14 protein-coding genes are annotated in these 18,141 nt (G+C 71.8%); 8 read left to right on the top strand and 6 right to left on the bottom strand.

Features of this window, described 5'->3' with window-relative positions:
* Nucleotides 1–87 precede the first annotated feature (87 nt).
* Both NS354_RS10445 and NS354_RS10440 read right to left on the bottom strand, forming a co-directional pair.
* Nucleotides 88–1,476, bottom strand: a complete 1,389-nt coding sequence (locus tag NS354_RS10445) for an aspartate aminotransferase family protein (protein ID WP_058594432.1) — start codon at nt 1,474–1,476, stop codon at nt 88–90.
* A gap of 11 nt (nt 1,477–1,487) precedes the next feature.
* The gene (locus NS354_RS10440) at nt 1,488–2,972 is read right to left on the bottom strand and encodes a CoA-acylating methylmalonate-semialdehyde dehydrogenase (RefSeq protein ID WP_058594431.1); all 1,485 of its coding nucleotides are present in this window, start codon (nt 2,970–2,972) and stop codon (nt 1,488–1,490) included.
* Nucleotides 2,973–3,156: 184 nt separating this feature from the next.
* Between NS354_RS10440 and NS354_RS10435 the strand changes: the two genes are divergently transcribed.
* Complete coding sequence (locus tag NS354_RS10435) at nt 3,157–4,836, top strand: PucR family transcriptional regulator (RefSeq protein ID WP_058594430.1); 1,680 nt, start codon at nt 3,157–3,159, stop codon at nt 4,834–4,836.
* A gap of 7 nt (nt 4,837–4,843) precedes the next feature.
* Here NS354_RS10435 and NS354_RS10430 read toward each other — a convergent pair whose 3' ends face one another.
* A complete protein-coding gene (locus tag NS354_RS10430; RefSeq protein ID WP_082678029.1) occupies nt 4,844–5,491 on the bottom strand; it encodes a Maf family protein in 648 nt (215 codons plus the stop codon).
* A 306-nt stretch (nt 5,492–5,797) separates the two neighbouring features.
* On the opposite strand from NS354_RS10430, the gene NS354_RS10425 reads away from it, so the two are divergent.
* From NS354_RS10425 to NS354_RS10400, 6 genes are all read left to right on the top strand, one after another.
* On the top strand, nt 5,798–6,070 hold the full coding sequence (locus NS354_RS10425; protein WP_058594428.1) for a GlsB/YeaQ/YmgE family stress response membrane protein: 273 nt from the start codon (nt 5,798–5,800) through the stop codon (nt 6,068–6,070).
* A gap of 71 nt (nt 6,071–6,141) precedes the next feature.
* Complete coding sequence (locus NS354_RS10420) at nt 6,142–7,494, top strand: class I SAM-dependent RNA methyltransferase (protein WP_058594427.1); 1,353 nt, start codon at nt 6,142–6,144, stop codon at nt 7,492–7,494.
* 71 nt (nt 7,495–7,565) lie between these two features.
* The gene (locus NS354_RS10415; protein WP_058594426.1) at nt 7,566–8,522 is read left to right on the top strand and encodes a LysR family transcriptional regulator; all 957 of its coding nucleotides are present in this window, start codon (nt 7,566–7,568) and stop codon (nt 8,520–8,522) included.
* Between the two features lie 94 nt (nt 8,523–8,616).
* A complete protein-coding gene (locus tag NS354_RS10410; protein WP_153002183.1) occupies nt 8,617–10,062 on the top strand; it encodes an MFS transporter in 1,446 nt (481 codons plus the stop codon).
* Nucleotides 10,059–11,339, top strand: a complete 1,281-nt coding sequence (locus tag NS354_RS10405; protein WP_058594425.1) for a M20 family metallo-hydrolase — start codon at nt 10,059–10,061, stop codon at nt 11,337–11,339. The genes NS354_RS10410 and NS354_RS10405 overlap by 4 nt, the downstream gene beginning before the upstream one ends.
* A gap of 13 nt (nt 11,340–11,352) precedes the next feature.
* Nucleotides 11,353–12,915, top strand: coding sequence for an amidase (locus NS354_RS10400; protein ID WP_082678028.1), 1,563 nt, complete (start codon nt 11,353–11,355; stop codon nt 12,913–12,915).
* Nucleotides 12,916–12,962: 47 nt separating this feature from the next.
* Here the strand turns inward: NS354_RS10400 and NS354_RS10395 are convergent, their stop codons facing one another.
* Genes NS354_RS10395 through NS354_RS10385 form a run of 3 tightly spaced genes read right to left on the bottom strand, consistent with a single transcriptional unit; the run spans nt 12,963 to nt 15,348 of the window.
* Nucleotides 12,963–13,349, bottom strand: a complete 387-nt coding sequence (locus NS354_RS10395; protein WP_241490485.1) for a cupredoxin domain-containing protein — start codon at nt 13,347–13,349, stop codon at nt 12,963–12,965.
* A gap of 13 nt (nt 13,350–13,362) precedes the next feature.
* Nucleotides 13,363–14,802 carry an NAD(P)H-quinone dehydrogenase gene (locus NS354_RS10390; protein WP_058594424.1) on the bottom strand — a complete coding sequence of 480 codons (1,440 nt, stop codon included), beginning with the start codon at nt 14,800–14,802 and terminating at the stop codon, nt 13,363–13,365.
* A gap of 60 nt (nt 14,803–14,862) precedes the next feature.
* Nucleotides 14,863–15,348, bottom strand: coding sequence for an SIP domain-containing protein (locus NS354_RS10385; protein WP_010156039.1), 486 nt, complete (start codon nt 15,346–15,348; stop codon nt 14,863–14,865).
* Between the two features lie 215 nt (nt 15,349–15,563).
* Here NS354_RS10385 and NS354_RS10380 point away from each other — a divergent pair.
* A partial coding sequence (locus NS354_RS10380) for a beta-eliminating lyase-related protein (RefSeq protein WP_058594423.1) occupies nt 15,564–18,141 on the top strand: 2,578 nt, incomplete at its 3' end.

Here is an 18,141-nt window from a genome sequence, read left to right as displayed (position 1 = left end):
CGGGGATGCTAGCACGGCCCGGGACGCAGCAGAAGACCCGCCCCACCGATGGTGGAGCGGGTCTGCTGCAGTGCGCTGACGGAGGGGCTACGCGCCGACGTACCCGTCGGCGACGTTCAGGGCCTCGTCGATGATGTCGAGGCCACGCACGAGATCCTCCTCGGAGATGATCAGCGGCGGCGCCACCTGCAGGCGGTTGCCCGCGGCGAACGGCCAGAGGCCCGCCTGCTTGCAGGCCGCGACGACCGCGTTGAACGGCGCCGCGGCGTCGCCCGACGCGTTGAAGGGGATGAGGGGCTCGCGCGTCTCGGCGTTCTTCACGAGCTCGATCGCCCAGAAGAGCCCGGTGCCGCGCACCTCGCCGACCGACGGGTGCCGCTCCGCGATCTCGCGCAGACGCGGCCCGACGACGCGCTCGCCGAGGTCGCGCACCCGCTCGAGGATGCCCTCCTCGGCGAAGATGTCGAACGTCGCGACGCCCGCCGCGGCGCCGAGCGGGTGCCCGCTGTAGGTGAGCCCGCCGGGGAAAGGCTTCTGGTCGAACGTCTGGTGCACGGCCTCGGAGATGACGACGCCGCCGAGCGGCACGTAGCCCGAGTTGACCCCCTTGGCGAAGGTCACCAGGTCGGGCGTCACGTCGAACGCCTGGAAGGCGAACCAGTGGCCCGTGCGCCCGAACCCGGCCATCACCTCGTCGGCGATGAGCAGGATGCCGAACTCGTCGCAGAGCGCCCGCACGCCGGCGAGGTAGCCGGGGGTCGGGATCAGGATGCCGTTCGTGCCGGTCACGCTCTCGAGGATGATCGCCGCGATGGTCGACGGACCCTCGAGCTCGATCGTCGAACGCAGGTGCGCGAGCGCGCGCTCCGTCTCCTGCTCGGGGGTCTCCGAGTAGAAGACCGAACGGTACGGGTAGGGTCCGTGGAAGTGGACGACTCCCGAATCGAGCGTGCCGTTCGCCCAGCGGCGCGGTTCGCCCGTCAGCGTGATCGCGGTCGACGTGGAGCCGTGGTACGAGCGGTAGCGCGCGAGCACCTTCTGCCGGCCGGTGTGCACCCGTGCCATGCGCACGGCATACTCGTTGGCGTCAGCCCCGCCGTTGGTGAAGAACACCGACCGCGCGCCCGCGAAGGAGTGCTCGACGATGCGCTTCGCGAGTTCGCCGCGCACGTCGTTCGCCATGGCGGGCTGGATCGTCGCGAGACGGCCCGCCTGATCCTGGATCGCCTGGACGAGGCCCGGGTGCTGGTGGCCGAGGTTCAGGTTGACGAGCTGCGACGAGAAGTCGAGGTACTCGGTGCCGTCGTAATCCCAGAACCGCACCCCCTCGCCCTTCGCGATGGGCAGCGGATTGATCGCGCCCTGCGCCGACCACGAGTGGAAGACGTACTGGCGGTCGTTCTCGCGCACCTCGCGCTGGGCGTCGGTGTCGCCGAAGCTCTGCTCCGCGCCGGTGAGGTCGATGTAGTCGCTCATGCGGTCGCTCCTCAGTGGTTGCTCGGGAAGCCGAGGTCGATCTTCGACTGATCGGGGTTCGGCCAGCGGGTGGTGACGACCTTCGAGCGCGTGTAGAAGTTGATCGACTCGGGGCCGTAGATGTGGGAGTCGCCAAAGAGCGAGTCCTTCCAGCCGCCGAACGAGAAGGCGCCCACGGGCACCGGGATCGGCACGTTGATGCCGACCATGCCGGCCTCGACCTCGAACTCGAACTGGCGGGCCGCGCCGCCGTCGCGCGTGAAGATCGCGGTGCCGTTGCCGAACTGGTGCGAGTTGATGAGCTCGAGGCCCTCCTCGTAGCTGTCGACGCGCACGATGGCGAGCACGGGCCCGAAGATCTCCTCGCGGTACACCTTGCTGTCGGTCTGCACGTGGTCGATCAGCGACACTCCGGTGAAGAAGCCGTCGCCCTCGAACTGCGCCTCGCGGCCGTCGACGACGACGGTCGCACCCTCGGCCTCGGCGCCCGCGACGTAGCCCTCGACGCGCTCCTTGGCCTCGCGGGTGATGAGCGGGCCCATCTCGGATGCGGGATCGGTGCCGTCGCCGATCTTGAGGTTCGCGATGCGGCTCGTGAGCTCGGGGATCAGGCGATCCGCGACGTCTCCGACTGCGACGACGACCGAGACGGCCATGCAGCGCTCGCCGGCCGAGCCGTAGGCGGCGGAGATCGCGGCGTCGGCGGTCACGGTGATGTCGGCGTCGGGCATGACGAGCATGTGGTTCTTCGCGCCGCCGAGCGCCTGCACGCGCTTGCCGTTGGCGGCTGCGCGCTCGTAGATGTACTTGGCGATGGGGGTCGAGCCGACGAACGAGACGGCCTTGACGTCGGGGCTGTCGAGCAGGGTGTCGACGGCGACCTTGTCGCCGTGCACGACGTTGAGCACGCCGTCGGGCAGGCCGGCCTCGCGGAAGAGGTCGGCGATGAAGACCGAGGCGGAGGGGTCGCGCTCGGAGGGCTTCAGCACGACGGTGTTGCCGCACGCGATGGCGCTCGCGATCATCCAGAGCGGCACCATGACCGGGAAGTTGAAGGGGGTGATCGCCGCGACGACGCCCACCGGCTGCTTGATGGAGTGCACGTCGACGCCGGTCGAGACCTGCTCGTCGCGCTCGCCCTTCAGCAGGTGCAGCAGGCCCGACGCGAACTCGACGTTCTCCAGGCCGCGCGCGATCTCGCCGGCCGCGTCCGAGAGCACCTTGCCGTGCTCGCTGGTGACGATCGCGGAGAGCTCGGGCGTGCGCTGCTTGAGCAGCTGACGCAGGTTGAAGAACACGTCGGCGCGCTTCGTGAGGCTCGTGCGGCGCCACTTGGGCAGCGCCTCCTGCGCGGCGGCGATGGCCTGCTCGACGGTCTCGACCGATGCGATGCTGAGCTCGTGCTGGGCCTCGCCGGTCGCCGGGTTGTAGACCGGCTGAGTGCGCTCCGCGGTGTCGACCTTCTCGCCGCCGATGACGTGGGGGATCCGTGCCATGCGTTCGCCTGCTTTCTCGTGAGTGCGCGCGCCTGCGCGTGCGCGTCCGTGTCGGTGATCGCCGCTCTTCGGGCAATCTGTTCGGAATCGTGGATTCCGCCACGAACCAGTGTGACAGGCGAGAGTCGGCGGATCGACCGCATTCCATCCACGATTGACCCCGCTCCCGTACACTTTGTTCGATATGACCGACACGCCTGCCGACGCTCGCCCCGCGACCGCGACCGTCACCGTCGCCGACGCCCTCGCCCTCCCCGAGCTGCGCGCGGGCACCCCCGAGCTCGTCGCCGGCCGCGCCGGGCTCGACCGCGCGGTGCGGTGGGCGCACGTCGTCGCGGGCGCCGGCGCCCTGCCGCTGCTCGAGGGCGGCGAGCTCATCCTCACGACCGGGGCCGGATGGCCGACGGACCCGCCCGCGCTCGCGGCCCTCGCCGGTTCCGTGGTCGCCGCCGGCCCCGCCGCGGCCGTGCTCGAGCTCGGGCCGCACTTCGACGCCGCTCCGGCCGAGCTCGCCGACGCGTGCGAGCGGCACGGCATTCCGCTCATCGTGCTGCATCGCGAGGTGCGGTTCGTGCAGATCACCCAGCGGGTGCACCAGCGCGTGCTCGCGGCGCAGACGGAAGCACTCGCGGCGCGGGCCGAGGTGCACACCATGCTCACCGAGCTGGGCCTCAACCGCAGCCCCGTCGACTACGTCGTCGAGCGCCTCGCCGAGACCCTGGACGCCCCCGTGGTGCTCGAGGACTCCGCCGGCCGGGTCGTCGCCTGGACCGGCGCGGAGATCCTCCCCCAGACGGCGCTCGCCCCCTGGTCGTCGCCGCAGCCCGGTGCACTGCCGCCCGGATCGGACTCGGTCGCCGTCGAAGCGCAGGGGAGGCGGTGGGGCCGGCTCTCCGCGCTCCCCGGGCCGCCGCACCCGGCGGGTCGGCGCACCGTGCTCGAACTCGGAGCCTTCGCGCTCGCACTCGGCAAGCTGGCCGACCCCGACGGCGAGCAGTGGCTGCGGCTGAGCGCGAAACGCCTCTTCGACGCCCTGCTCAACGGCCGGTACCGCAGCGACGGCGAGCTCGCCACGCAGCTCGCCGCCGCCGGCCTGACGATCGAGGGGCGCACACTGCTCGGCGCGACGCTGCGCGGCACCGACGGCTTCGGCGCGCACACCTCGCTCGAGCGGGCCGTGCTCGAAACGGCGCTGCGCCGGGCGGTGGCACCCGAGGGCCGCGTGATCATCGCCCCCGAACCGACCGATGACGGCGTCGCCGATCACGATCGCCCCCTGCTGCTCGCCCTGCTCTCCTTCCCCGCCGACGACCCGCGCGTCGCGTCCGCCGCGGATTCCGGATCCGCCCCGCCCCTCGCGGTGCGCCTGGCGCGCGAGCTCGACATGCTGATCCCCTCGACGACCCCGCTCGCGTGGCGGGCGCACCTCGGTCTCGGCGCCCCGGGCCGCGGCGTGCGCTCGCTCATCACGTCGTTGGAGCGCGTGCGGGCCGCCGGCCGCCTGCGCCCCACGGCGGCGACCGGCCGCGTGACGGTGCAGCAGGCGGAGCGTCAGGCGCTCGCCTATCTGGTGCGCGGCCTGGCGGCGACCCCCGAGGTGCAGGAGTTCGCGGCGGATGCGCTCGGCCCGCTCATCGCGCACGACGCCGAGTCGGGGCCCGGGCACAGCGGAGACCTGCTGCTCGTGCTGCGCGCGTATCTCGAGCACCCCGCGAACCGCTCGCTGGCGGCGCAGCGGGCGCGGCTCTCGCGGTCCGTCTTCTACCAGCGCCTCGCGCTCATCGAGGAGCTGCTCGACGTCGACCTCGCCGCCGGCACGACGATCGCGGCGCTCACCGTCGCCCTGCTCGCGCGCAGCGACTGACCCCGGCTCAGTCGCTCCACAGATCGGGGTAGTGGTGCCCGAGCGCGATCACGAGTCGCCGCAGGGCCGGCAGCGAGAGCCCGATCACGCAGCTCGGCGCCCCCTCGATGCGTTCGATGAAGGCGCCGGCACGGCCGTCGATCGCGAAGCCGCCCGCGAGCTCGAGCGGTTCGCCTGTGCCCACGTAGGCTTCGAGCTCGGCATCCGCGAGATCGCTCGCGAGCGTCACGGCGGCCGTGTCCACCGCGCCCGCCGCGCCGCGCGCGACGCCTCCGGTGCAATCGATCAGCCAGTGCCCCGAGTGGAGCACGCCCGTGCGGCCGCGGTGCTGCTTCGACCGCTCGAGGGCGACCTCGGGCAGGTGCGGCTTGCCCAGAATCTCGCCGTCGAGCAGGAACATGGAGTCGCCGCCGAGCACGAGCCCGTCGATCTCACCGGTGCCGTCGGGACCGTGCCGCCGCACCACGTCCTCCGCCTTGAGGCGCCCGAGGTACTCCGTGAGCTCCGGAGCGGTCAGCGCGCGCCCGAGCTCCGCCTCGCGCGCGGCGACCTCGGCCTCCTCGTCGACGTCGGGCGCGAAGCACACCGGCTCGATGCCGGCTCCGCGCAGCACGGAGAGTCGGGCGGGCGACGTGGACGCGAGGTGAAGACGCATGCTCAGCAGTGTACGGCCCGGGCACGAACGGGGTCGCCGCCGCGTTCACGGCAGATTCCCGAGTCACCCTCTGTACACACTCAGTTCGCGTGCATACACTCCGAGGAGAGGAAGGGATCGACTGCCGATCAGCCCCAGGCGCCGCCGCCGGCGCCGTGCGTCAGTGGAGCGACGAGGGCTGATATTCGTGCGCGCGCTACACCAGCACCTTCGGCGGCGACAACCCCCTGTTCCGCGTCGATCGTCCCGACGTACCTTGTGCTCATGGGGATGCACCGTGCCTCCCCGTGAACGGAAGGAGTTCTCATGGGTTTCCTCGGATTTCTGCTGCTTGGGCTGATCGCAGGAGCGATTGCGAAGGCCATCCTGCCGGGCCGTCAGGGAGGTGGCTGGATCGCCACGCTCATCCTCGGTGTGATCGGGGCTCTCGTCGGCGGCTGGCTCGGCGGCCTGCTCTTCGGCGCCGACCTCGGTCAGTTCTTCTCGATCGAGACCTGGCTGGTGGCGATCGGCGGCTCGATCGTCGTGCTGCTGATCTGGGGCCTGATCACGGGCCGCAAGGGCAACCGCGCCGCGTAAACGCGACGCACCCCCGCGGCGCGCAGGCGCCGCGTCCCGAGGTCGACCTCGCGCAGTGGGAGAATGAGGGCATGACTGCATTGCACAGCTCAGCCCCGCTCGAACCCGGCGTCGAGGTCGACCTCGTCGTCACCGGCATCGCCCACGGCGGTGTCGGTGTCGCGCGTCACGAGGGCCGTGTGGTCTTCGTGGCGGACGCGATTCCGGGTGAGCGGGTGCGGGCCCGCATCACCGACGCGAAGAAGAAGTCGTTCGCGCGGGCGACGGCCGTCGAGGTGCTCGACGCCTCCGCCGATCGCCGCGATCACGTCTGGGCCGAGGCCGCCATCACGCGGGATCCCGAGAACCGTGCCGGGGGCGCCGAGTTCGGGCACATCTCGCTCGAGCGGCAGCGGGCGCTGAAGGCGGAGGTGCTCGCCGACGCGATGCAGCGCTTCGGCGGCGTGCAGCTCAGCGCGGAGGGTGCGGAGGACGCGGCCGCTGCGCTCGCCGAGATCGTCGAGCCCCCTCCCGTGTTCGTCGACGACGAGGAGGCCGACCCCGACGCGGCCGCCGACACGGGTCTGGGCTACCGCACGCGCGTGCGCCTTCACGTCGATCCCGAGACCGGCGCCGTCGGGCCCTACGCCGCCCGCAGCCGCCGCGTGATCCCGGTCGAGTCGCTGCCGCTCGCGACCGAGGGGATCAATCAGATCGCGCCCCTCGGCGAGGCGATGCCCGGCGTCGATACGGTCGACCTGGTCGACCCCTCGGGCGACGACCCGCGCATGCTGCTCACCCTCGCCGGGGAGAAGCAGCGGTCGGGCGCGAGCGATCCGATCCACGAGTGGGTCGAGGATCGCGGGTTCCTCGTGCGCGCCGGCGGGTTCTGGCAGGTGCACCGCGCCGCTCCCGCCGTGCTCTTCACGGCCGTGCGCGACGCGATCGGCGAGCTCATCGACGACGGCAGGTTCGACCCGGTCGCCGGCAACCTCGACCTCTACGGCGGGGCGGGGCTGCTCGCCGCCGCCGTGGCCGAGGCAGCCGGGCCGGGCGTGAAGATCGCCACCGTCGAGGCGGAGGCGGCCGCGACGGAGGACGCGGCCGAGAACCTCTCCGCGATCGTCGGGGCGCTCGCGCACACCGCGCGAGTCGACCGGCACCTCGCGGATCTGCTGCGCGCCTCCGGGCCCGTGCGGGAGCGCCTGCGCCGCGGCACCGTCGTGCTCGACCCGCCGCGGGCGGGCGCCGGCAACGGCGTCACCGCGCAGCTCGCCGAGCTCGCGCCGATGAACATCGTCTACGTCGCCTGCGACCCGGTGTCGCTCGCCCGCGACACGAAGTCGCTGCGCGACTCGGGGTACGAGCTCACCGGGCTCCGCGCGTTCGACATCTTCCCGCACACGCACCACTTCGAATCGCTCGCCGTCTTCCAGCGCGCGTGAGAGCGCGCGCGCAGGGCGCGTGACGGCGAGCGCGCAACCTCGCCGAAATCGTGCACTGCGATCATGGATGCATGACAACGGCGTTCACCCTGGTGCAGCTCTCGTACTTCAGCGCGGTCGCGCGCCTCGAGAACATGACGGCCGCGGCCGCCGAGCTGAGCGTCACGCAGTCGACGCTCTCGAGCGCCATCTCGCAGCTCGAGCGCGAACTGGCCGTCGAGCTCTTCACCCGGGATCGGGGGCGCGGGCTCCAGCTCACGCCGGCCGGGCGGGCGCTGCTCGCCCGCGGCCCCGCCCTGCTCGAAGAGGCGGAGCTGCTCGCGTCATCGGTGCGCTCGGCGAGTGAAGCCCTCTCGGGCGAGCTGTCCGTCGGCATCTACGCGCCGCTCGCGCCGTTTCGCGCCCCCGAGATCCTCGACCGGTTCGAGGCCGCGTTCCCCGAGGTGCAGCTCACCTTCTTCGAGGGCGACCAGGGCAGCCTGCAGGAGGCGCTGCACGACGGACGCTGCGAGGTCGCGCTGATGTACGACCTCGGCGTCGACCACCGCTTCGCCCGCACCGTCATCGACCGCGTGCCGCCCCACGTCATCGTGCCCGAAGCACGTGCCCAGGCGCTCGCCGGGCGATCCGTCGTCAGCCTCAGAGAGTTCGCCGACGACCCCTTCATCCTGCTCAACCTGCCCCACACCGGCGACTACTACCTCCGACTCTTCCGGCAGCTCGGGCTGGAGCCGCGCATCCGGCACGTCTCCCTCGGCTACGAGACGGTGCGCTCGTACGTGGCGCGCGGGCACGGCTACTCGATCCTGAACCAGTGGCTCGATCAGAGCCTCACCTACTCGGGCAAGCGGGTCGTGCCGCTCCGCCTCTCCGACGAGTTCCCGCCCACCGAGGTGTCGCTCGTGCAGCGGCGCGACATCTCGCCCACCCGCAAGGCGCAGGCCTTCGTCGAGGTCTGCCGCGACATCTACCAGGGCTCCGAGGGGGTATCGACTCCATCGATCGGCCGCAACGAACCTTCCCATTAGACGCGGCGCTCCCCGTCTTCGAGGATTGGGGAACCCGGTCACCGGCCCTGCGGCACATCGACCTGACCCGACCGGGACATCCCTGGAGGACGCAATGACGCTGAATTCCGACCGAGCCCATCCCGTGGCCCCCGAGCGCGCATCGTCGCGCGCCGCGGAGCCGACCGCCACCGCGCAGCCGCCCACCGACCCCGTCAACCTCCCCACCGGGCCGCTGCCGGTCGCCGAGCGGAAGCGGCTCGACAAGAAGCGGCTGCGGGTGCTGCTCGCCGGCAGCGTGGGCCAGTTCATCGAGTTCTACGACTTCAGCCTCTACGGCCTCTCGGCGCTCACCCTCGCCACCCTGTTCTTCCCGAGCGACAACCCGGCGGTCGGGCTCCTCTCGACGTTCGCCGCCTTCGGCGTCGCATTCTTCATCCGCCCGCTCGGCGGGCTGTTCTTCGGCGCGATCGGCGACCGCTACGGACGCCGCCCCGTGCTGTACATCACGCTGCTCACGATCGGCGTCGCCACGGCCGGCATCGGGCTCCTGCCCACGTACGCCCAGATCGGGATCGCCGCGCCCATCCTGCTGGTGATCTGCCGCCTCCTGCAGGGCTTCTCGGCCGGCGGCGAATCGGTCGGCGCCCCCGCATTCGTGTTCGAGCACGCCCCGAAGCATCGGCGCGGGCTCTGGCTGAACATCACCCTCGCCGCCACCGCCCTGCCCTCCGTCATCGGCGGCGCGCTGATCCTCGCGCTCTCGCAGAGCCTGCCCGCCGACGCATTCGAGGGCTGGGGCTGGCGCGTCCCGTTCCTCCTCGCCCTGCCGCTCGCCGCGTTCGGGCTGTGGATCCGCTCCCGCACCGACGAGTCGGAGGCGTTCAAAGAGGTGCAGGCCGAGCAGCAGCAGCAGGCGGAGCGGCAGACGCCGATCCGCGACGCCTTCCGCGAGAACTGGCTGAAGATGCTCCAGGTCATCATGGTGATGGGGCTCACGGCCATGGGGTTCTACTTCCTGTCGGGCTACTTCGTCTCCTACGTGCAGACGGCCGGCGATCTCTCGCGCGAGAGCTCGCTCCTCGCGAATGCCGCGGCCATGCTGCTGTACGCGCTGCTGCTGCCGGTCGGCGGCATGATCGGCGACCGCGTGGGGCGCAAGCCCATGCTCATCGCGGGCGCCGCCATCATCGCGCTGCTCGCCGTGCCCGCGTTCATGCTCGTCACCTCTGGATCGCTGCCGCTCGCGATCCTCGGCCAGTTCCTGTTCGTCGGCGCCGTCTGCGTGTACGGCGGCGGCTGCTACACCTTCTTCGTCGAGATCTTCACGACCCGCACCCGGTTCACCTCCGCCGCTGTCAGCTACAACGTCGGCTACGCCATCTTCGGCGGCACCGCGCCGTTCATCGGCACGTGGCTCGTCGAGTCCACCGGGTTCGGTGCGAGCCCGGGCGTCTACATGGCGGCGGCGGCCGCGATCGTGTTCCTCGTGCTCGTACTCACCCGCATCCCCGAAACCCATCCGCTGAAGCGGAAGCCCCTGACAGGAGTTGTCCGATGACCCCCGATGCCTTCCTCGCAGACTTCCACGCCGTCGCCCGCATCGGCGCGACGCCCGCCGGGGGCGTCGACCGCCAGGCCGCCACCCCCGCCGACCGCGAGACGCGCGAGTGGTTCGCCGCGTTCGCCGCCCGACGCGGATGGGAGACCCGCGTCGACGGCATCGGCAATCAGTTCGCACTCGTCGAACTCGTGCCGGGAGCCCCCTACGTGCTGCTGGGCTCGCACCTCGACTCGCAGCCGCTCGGCGGCCGCTTCGACGGCGCCTACGGCGTGATCGCGGCGCTGCACGCGGCGGAGCGGATCGCGGCTCGCGTCTCGGGTGCGGATGCCCCCGCCGACGGCCCGGTGTACAACCTCGCCGTCGTCAACTGGTTCAACGAGGAGGGCGGCCGTTTCGCCCCCTCGATCATGGGCAGCTCCGTGTTCGCCGGCATCAAGGACGAGGCGGCGATGCTCGACGTGCGCGATCTGGAGGGCACGAGCGTGCGCGAGGCGCTCTCCGCCATCGGGTACCTCGGCGCCGACGAGCGCCCCGCCATCGCCGCGTACGCGGAGATCCACATCGAGCAGGGGCGCCTGCTCGAACGCGACGGCCTGCCGATCGGCGCCGTCGACCGCAGCTGGTACACGCAGAAGCTCGACATCGAGGTGCTCGGAGAGCAGTCGCACACCGGGGCGACCGCGATGGCGGATCGGCACGACGCGCTGCTGGGCGCCGCACAGGTGATCACCCGGGTGCACGAGGTGACCGAGCTCTTCCCGCCCGAGACGCTCGTGTCGTCGGTGGGGCAGCTCACGCTCGAACCGAACTCGCCCATCGTGGTGGCCCGCCGCGTGCGCCTCGTCGCCGACCTCCGCGCCGACGACGCGGCCGTCGTACTCGAGGCCCGCGACCGACTGCTCCGCGACATCGCGGAGATCGCCGACGCCTACGGGCTGACCATCACGGCCCGCGACTTCGACGTGCGCGACAACCAGCACTACCCCGAATCCGGACTCGCCCTGGCAGAGGAGGCGGCGGCTCATCTCGGGCTGGGCGCCCGTCGCATCCGCACGATGGCCGGGCACGACTCGGTCGCGATGAACCGGATCGCGCCCACCGTGATGCTCTTCATCCCCTCGGTCGACGGCGTGAGCCACTGCGAGCGGGAGTACACCAGCGACGCCGACATGGTGGCGGGCGTCGAGATGCTGGCCGAAGTCGGCTGGCGGCTCGTGCACGGCGCCCTGCAGCCCGAGACCGCGCCGGCGCCCGAGCTCGCCGCGAACGCCTGACCGAGGAGGCACCATGAGCACGGCACCCGCATCGACCACCGCCCCCGCGGCCGAGCGCACCACGACCACCGGCGACGAGGGGCTGGCGTTCCTCGACGCGCACGCCGCCCGTGAGCGATTCCGCAGCGGAGACCTCACCCCTTCGGCGCTGCTCGAAGCGGTGCTCAGCCGCATCGACGCGGTGAACGGCGACGGTGACCGGCCCGGCGTGAACGCCTTCACCGAGATCCTCGCCGACTCCGCACGGGCCGCGGCGCGGGCCGCAGACGCCGCGTACGCGGCAGCCCGCCCGGGAGACGCGCCGCTCCCCCCGCTCCTCGGCATCCCCGTGGCGACGAAGGAGAAGCACGGGATCGCGGGGCTCACGCTCGAACAGGGGCTCGCGGCCTGCCGCGGCGACATCGCCTCCGCGCACCATCCCGTCGTCGAGCGCGTCCTCGCCGCAGGCGGCGTGATCCACGGCCGCACGACCTCGCCCGAGTTCTCGTGCGCGACGACGACGCACTCCCCCATGTGGGGCGTGACGCGCAACCCGTGGAACCTCGACGCGACGCCGGGCGGATCCTCCGGCGGGGCCGGCGCGGCCCTCGCCGCGGGCATGGCGGTGCTCGCGACCGCCTCAGACATCGCAGGGAGCACCCGCATTCCGGCGGCGTTCACCGGCACCGTCGGCTACAAGGCGCCCTACGGCCGCATTCCGGGCGCTCCCCCGCTCTCGGCCGACTGGTACCGGGGCGACGGCCCGATGGGGCGCACGGTGGCCGACACGGCGCTGCTCGCCGAGGTGATGGGCGGGCGCCACCCCGTCGACCATGCGTCGTGGGGGCCGCAGGCGAACGGATCGCTCACCTCCGCGCTGCAGGGCGCCGCAGGAGCGCAGGGCCTCCGCGTCGGGCTCTCGCTCACGCTCGGCGATTACCCCGTCGCCGCCTCGATCCGGGAGCGCACGCTGCACGTGGCCCGCGCGCTCGAAGCCGCGGGCGCCGAGATCGTCGAGGTCTCCCTCCCCTGGACCACCGACCGGCTGCGACGCACCGCGTTCGCCCACTTCGGCCACATCCTCGGCCCCGCCATGGCGCGCCTCACCGCGGGCACCGAGGCGGAGCTCGCCGACTACACGCGCCGCTTCATCGCCGACGCCGCCCGGGCCGCCTCGCAGGAGAGCCTGCCCGACTCGCTCGCGCTCGACGCCGCAGTGCAGTCGGAGCTCGCGGCGGCCATGGCGGGCGTCGACGTGCTCCTGACGCCCACGCAGGCGGTCGAGATGCTCGACGCCGACGGCGCCTACCTCGACGGCATCGACGTGCGCGACGCCGACGGCTCGACGCGGCACCTGGAGCACTACTGGGAGGCGCATCTCACGAGCCCGTTCAACATCGCGAACCGGGTTCCCGTGCTCTCGGTGCCGAGCGGCCTCTCGTCGGTCGGCGTGCCCATCGGCGTGCAGGTGGTCGGGCACCCCTTCGATGAGGCGACGGTGTTCCGGGCGGGGTCCGCGATCACCGACCTCGTCGCCGTGCCGCCGTTCCCGGTCGAGATCGGAGCGGGGCGCGCCGCGTCACCCCGGTCTCGATGAGCCGACGGCGCTACGGCGAGACGGCGCGCTGCGGAGAGCCGACGGCGCTACGGCGAGACGACGCGCACCACGCCGCGCATCTCGGGATGGATCGAGCAGAGATAGGGGTACTCCCCCTCCTCGGTGAACTGATGCGTATAGCTGCCCTCGACGAGCAGCTCGCTCACGAAGCTGCGGTCGTCGGCGACGACGTCGTGCTCGCTCGGCCCGACGAACACCCACCGCACCGCCTGCTGCGGCGCGATCTCCACCTCGGCGGGCTCGAAGCGGTTGTCGACGACGGTGACCGTGGCGTACGCCTTGACGTCGTCGTCCGACGGCACGGGATCGGGCTTGCCCGCGGGCGCGCACCCCGCGAGCAGGGCGGCGGCGCCGGCGCCGAGCACGCCGGCCGCTCCGCTGAGCAGACGGCGTCGGGAGACGCGCTGAGCCACGATTCCGCCCCGCTCAGTGCTGGTGCAGCGCACGGGCCGCATCCGTGATCGCGCCGGTCATGGACGGGTAGACCGCGAACGCCGAGGCCACCTGGTCGACCGTGAGCCGGTGCTCGACGGCGAGCGCGAGCGGGAAGATCAGCTCGCTGGCGCGGTGCGCCACGACGACGCCCCCGATCACCGTGCCCGAGGCCTGCCAGGCGAACAGCTTCACGAAGCCGTCGGTGAAGCCGATCATCTTCGCGCGCGGGTTCACGCTCAACGGGATCGTGTGCGAGACGGCCTTCGCCACGTCGGACGCCTCGGCGAGCGAGTTCTCGTTCCAGCCGACCGTCGCGATCTCCGGGTAGGTGAAGACGTTCGCCGCGACGTTGCGCAGATCGATCGGGCGCACGAAGTCTCCGAGCGCGTGCATGATGGCGGTGCGACCCTGCATCGATGCGACCGAGGCGAGCGGGAAGAAGTCGGTGCAGTCGCCCGCCGCGTAGATCGAGGGCACGTTCGTGCGGGCCACCTTGTTCACCCGGATGTGCCCGCTGTCGGTGAGCGAGACCCCGGCCTCCGCGAGACCCAGGCCGGCGGTGTTCGGGATCGACCCCACCGCCATCAGGCAGTGCGTCGCCTCGATCGTGCGCCCGTCCTCGAGCTCGACGAGCACACCGCTCTCCGTGCGCGACACCGACGTGGCGCGCGACTTCGACATGACCTGCATGCCGAGACGGGTGAACTCCCGCTCGATGACGCCCGCGGCGTCGCGATCCTCTCCCGGGAGCACCTGATCGCGGCTCGACACGAGCGTCACCTCGGAGCCGAGGGTGCGGTACGCGTTCGCGAACTCGGCGCCCGTCACCCCGGAGCCGACGACCACGAGATGCTCGGGAACGCTCGGCAGGTCGTAGAGCTGCTTCCAGGTGAGGATGCGCTCGCCGTCGGGCTTCGCCGAGTCGAGCTCGCGCGGGCTGGAGCCCACGGAGACGACGATCGTATCGGCCTCGACGCGGTCGAAGTCGGTGCCGCCTCCACCCGCGGCCGTGGAGATGACGACCGCGTTCGGCCCGTCGAGTCGACCCTCGCCCTGGACGACGCGCACGCCGGCGTCTTCGAGCGAGCGGAGCATGTCGACCGACTGCGCGCCCGCCATCGCGAGCAGGCGCTTGTTCACGGCGGCCAGGTTCACGGCGATCTCGGGGCGCACCGGCTTGCCGTCGCCGCCGGGCACGAAGGCCTGCACGCCCAGTCGGCCCGAATCGCGCACGCTCTGCGCCGCGCTTGCCGTAGCGATGAGGCTCTTCGACGGCACGACGTCGGTGAGCACGGCCGCGCCGCCCACTCCGGCGCGCTCGATGAGAATGACTTCGGCGCCGAGCTGGGCTCCGGCGAGGGCCGCCTCGTAACCGCCGGGGCCGCCGCCGACTATCGCGATCCGATGCTTCCGTTCATTCGCTTTCGCCATGCTGCAATTCTACGCAGGGCCCTCGCGCCCGCGCTCCGCCCCCGGGAGGGGACGGGTCGGTCATTCGCCCCGCTGGCACTCCGTGCGGCAGTCGCGATCGCAGTACCCGGGCCACCGCTTCTCGAGGCGCCGGTCGAGCCCCATCCAGTAGGTCTGCATGACCGAGCTCGTGCGCGCGCCCATCCAGAGCTGGATGTTGCGCACGGCCTCGCCGTCGGCCCACAGCCACTCGTCGAACCAGGCGTCCACGGCCCCGGCGAGCGCTTCGCCGCGCCGCCGCCCGAGGCCCGGCCGCGGGCTCTGCTCGCGCTGCTCGCGGCACAGCCAGGTGATGCCCACGTTCGGCGGCGCCGGCAGCGTCTCGATCTGAATCTCGGAGAACACCTCGATGAAGACGCGCCCGTACGCCGTGTCGGGCAGCTCGCGGAGCCACTCCCCGAGCTGCGGCAGGTCCGAAGCATCGCCCGCAGCCACCACGCAGTCGATGCCGTCGGGGTCGACGACCGAGACAGCCTCGGGGAAATCGGATGGTTCAGAGAAGTTCACACGTTCATCTTAGGTCAACCTAACCTTGGTCGGAAGATCTCACAGCGAATTCGTCGACGAGGGGCGCGTGCGACCCCGCCCAGCGGGCCGCGTACCCGGAGCCGCATCCGCGGTCGCCTAAGATCGACAGTTACGAGCCTGCGCAGCCGGGGGATCCGGGCCGGTCGGCGCGCCCGCGCCGACACCACACGATGAAGTTGGAAGGACCGCCACACATGACGAGGATCGAATCCTCCGCCGCGACCTCGATCGACACCCGCGCAGGGAGGGACGCCATCAGCGGCGGCCTGCCCCCGCGCGCCCTGCGCCGCCGCAACGCGTACGCGCCGGCCGCCCTCGAACGCGACCCCGGCATGCCCGCCTCCTCGTGGCGGCTGCGCAGCGATGCGTGGGAGTACCTCCGCTTCGCCGTCAAGCGGCTCGCCACCGACTCCGAGACCGCCGATGCGCTCGCCACGGACGGCGAGGTGCACCGCAACCTGCGCGCGCTCGAGACCATCGAACTGTACTGGGCCGGGTTCGGCCAGCGCTACGTCGCAGCCATCGCCGAACTGCTCGAAGCGGGCGACTACCGCACCGCCCTCGACCGCATCGGCCGCGTCGTGCACCGCCTGCGCCACGACACCGTGCCCGACGAGCCGCGCGACGAATACCTCGACGAATCGGAGCGCGCCGAGTTCGCCGTCGACGCCGACCCGCGCCCCCGCTTCGAAGTGCTCGTCGTCGACGAGACGACGGCTCAGGATCGCGACGGCCTCCGCACCGAGCTCCTCCGCCTGCGCGGCCCCGCCGACGACTTCGTCTACGACTACGTCGTCGTGCCCTCCGCCGACGACGCGGTCGCGGCCGTGCTCACGAACCCCAACATCCTCGCCTGCGTCGTGCGCCCCGGCTTCAGCGAGCACACCCGGCAGAGGCTCAGCCGAGACCTGCAGGAGTCCATCCGGCTCGCCCGCGCCGAGGTCGTCCGAGGAACGGCCCCGGCCCGCAGCTCGCTCGCCTCGGTGCAGCGCGTGCTGGGCCTCGCCGACACGCTCGCCGCGATCCGGCCCGAACTCGACCTCTACCTCGTCGCCGGCGCCCACATCGAGGATCTCGCGGGGGCGCTCACCCGCCGCTTCCGCCGCGTCTTCCGGCGCGAGGACCAGCTCGAACTGCACCTCACCCTGCTGCGACGCGTCTCCCACCTCTACGACACCCCCTTCTTCAGCGCCATCCAGGATCACGCGCGGCGGCCCGTGGGCGTCTTCCACGCCCTGCCCGTCGCGCGCGGCGGCTCCGTCGTCGCCTCGAAGTGGATCCGCGACCTCGCCGACTTCTACGGCCTGAACCTGCTGCTCGCCGAGACCTCCGCCACCTCCGGCGGACTCGACTCGCTGCTCGCCCCCACCGGCGCCATCAAGAAGGCGCAGGATCTCGCCGCCCGCGCATACGGCGCGAAGCACACGTTCTTCGTCACCAACGGCACCTCGACCGCGAACAAGATCGTGCACCAGGCGCTGATGGCGCCGAACGACGTCGTGCTCGTCGACCGCAACTGCCACAAGTCGCACCACCACGCCGTCATGCTGACGGGCGCGCGCCCCGCCTACCTCGAGGCGTACCCGCTCAACGACTTCGCCTTCTACGGCGCCGTGCCCATCGACCGCATCAAGCAGCTGCTGCTCGACTACCGCGCCCAGGGCCGCCTCGACGAGGTGCGCATGATCACGCTCACGAACTGCACGTTCGACGGCATTGTGTACGACCCTGAGCGCGTCATGGCCGAGTGCCTCGCCATCAAGCCCGACCTCGTCTTCCTGTGGGACGAGGCCTGGTTCGCGTTCGCCGCCTTCCACCCCGTCACCCGGCGGCGCACCGCGATGGCCGCCGCGAAGCGCCTCGAGCAGCAGCTCGGCACCACCGACCACGCCGCCGCCCACCGCGCGCAGCAGGAGCGCCTGCACGGAGCCGACGGATCGCCGGCGGGCGACGAGGTGTGGCTCTCCGAGCGCCTCATCCCGGCACCCGACGCGCGCATCCGCGTGTACGCCACGCAGTCCACCCACAAGACGCTCACCGCCCTGCGGCAGGGGTCCATGATCCACGTCTACGACCAGGACTGGGTGCGCGACGCCGAGGAGCCCTTCCACGAGGCGTACATGACGCACACCTCCACCTCGCCGAACTACCAGATCCTCGCCTCCCTCGACATCGGCCGCCGGCAGGTCGAGCTCGAAGGCTTCGAGCTCGTGCAGCGCCAGCTCGACCTCGCGACGAGCCTCTCGCAGGCGATCGCCCGGCACCCGCTGCTGCGCCGCACCTTCCGCGTGCTCACCGCTCACGACCTCGTGCCGGCCGCCCACCGCGAAGCCGGCCGACCGATGCCACTGCGCGACGGGCTCGCGTCGATGTGGGAGGCGTGGGCGACCGACGAGTTCGTCGTCGACCCGTCGCGCATCACCATCGAGATCAGCCGCACCGGCGTCGACGGCGACACCTTCAAGCACGAGCACCTCATGGACCGGTACGGCATCCAGGTCAACAAGACGAGCCGCAACACGGTGCTGTTCATGACCAACATCGGCACCTCGCGCAGCGCCATCGCCTACCTCATCGAAGTGCTCGTCAAACTCGCCGAGCGCTTCGAGGAGGCGCGGGCGCAGCAGGATCCCGACCTGCTCTCCGCCGCCGAGACCGACATGCCGCCGCTGCCCGACTTCAGCGCGTTCTCCGCCCGCTACGCCACCGACGGCGTGCTGCCCGACGGCGACATGCGCGCGGCGTTCTTCCGCGGGCAGCACGCCGTCGGTG

The organism is Leucobacter chromiiresistens, from assembly GCF_001477055.1.
GTDB classification, from domain to species: Bacteria; Actinomycetota; Actinomycetes; order Actinomycetales; family Microbacteriaceae; genus Leucobacter; species Leucobacter chromiiresistens_A.
The sequence above is the reverse complement of the archived record's forward strand: the minus strand, read 5'-3'. Positions and strand labels throughout refer to the sequence as shown.

Excerpts from the sequence above, each read along its gene's own strand:
- NS354_RS10445 (WP_058594432.1), bottom strand. The coding sequence starts at position 1,476 with ATGAGCGACTACATCGACCTCACCGGCGCGGAGCAGAGCTTCGGCGAC.
- NS354_RS10440 (WP_058594431.1), bottom strand. The coding sequence starts at position 2,972 with ATGGCACGGATCCCCCACGTCATCGGCGGCGAGAAGGTCGACACCGCG.
- NS354_RS10435 (WP_058594430.1), top strand. The coding sequence starts at position 3,157 with ATGACCGACACGCCTGCCGACGCTCGCCCCGCGACCGCGACCGTCACC.
- NS354_RS10430 (WP_082678029.1), bottom strand. The coding sequence starts at position 5,491 with ATGCGTCTTCACCTCGCGTCCACGTCGCCCGCCCGACTCTCCGTGCTG.
- NS354_RS10425 (WP_058594428.1), top strand. The coding sequence starts at position 5,798 with ATGGGTTTCCTCGGATTTCTGCTGCTTGGGCTGATCGCAGGAGCGATT.
- NS354_RS10420 (WP_058594427.1), top strand. The coding sequence starts at position 6,142 with ATGACTGCATTGCACAGCTCAGCCCCGCTCGAACCCGGCGTCGAGGTC.
- NS354_RS10415 (WP_058594426.1), top strand. The coding sequence starts at position 7,566 with ATGACAACGGCGTTCACCCTGGTGCAGCTCTCGTACTTCAGCGCGGTC.
- NS354_RS10410 (WP_153002183.1), top strand. The coding sequence starts at position 8,617 with ATGACGCTGAATTCCGACCGAGCCCATCCCGTGGCCCCCGAGCGCGCA.
- NS354_RS10405 (WP_058594425.1), top strand. The coding sequence starts at position 10,059 with ATGACCCCCGATGCCTTCCTCGCAGACTTCCACGCCGTCGCCCGCATC.
- NS354_RS10400 (WP_082678028.1), top strand. The coding sequence starts at position 11,353 with ATGAGCACGGCACCCGCATCGACCACCGCCCCCGCGGCCGAGCGCACC.
- NS354_RS10390 (WP_058594424.1), bottom strand. The coding sequence starts at position 14,802 with ATGGCGAAAGCGAATGAACGGAAGCATCGGATCGCGATAGTCGGCGGC.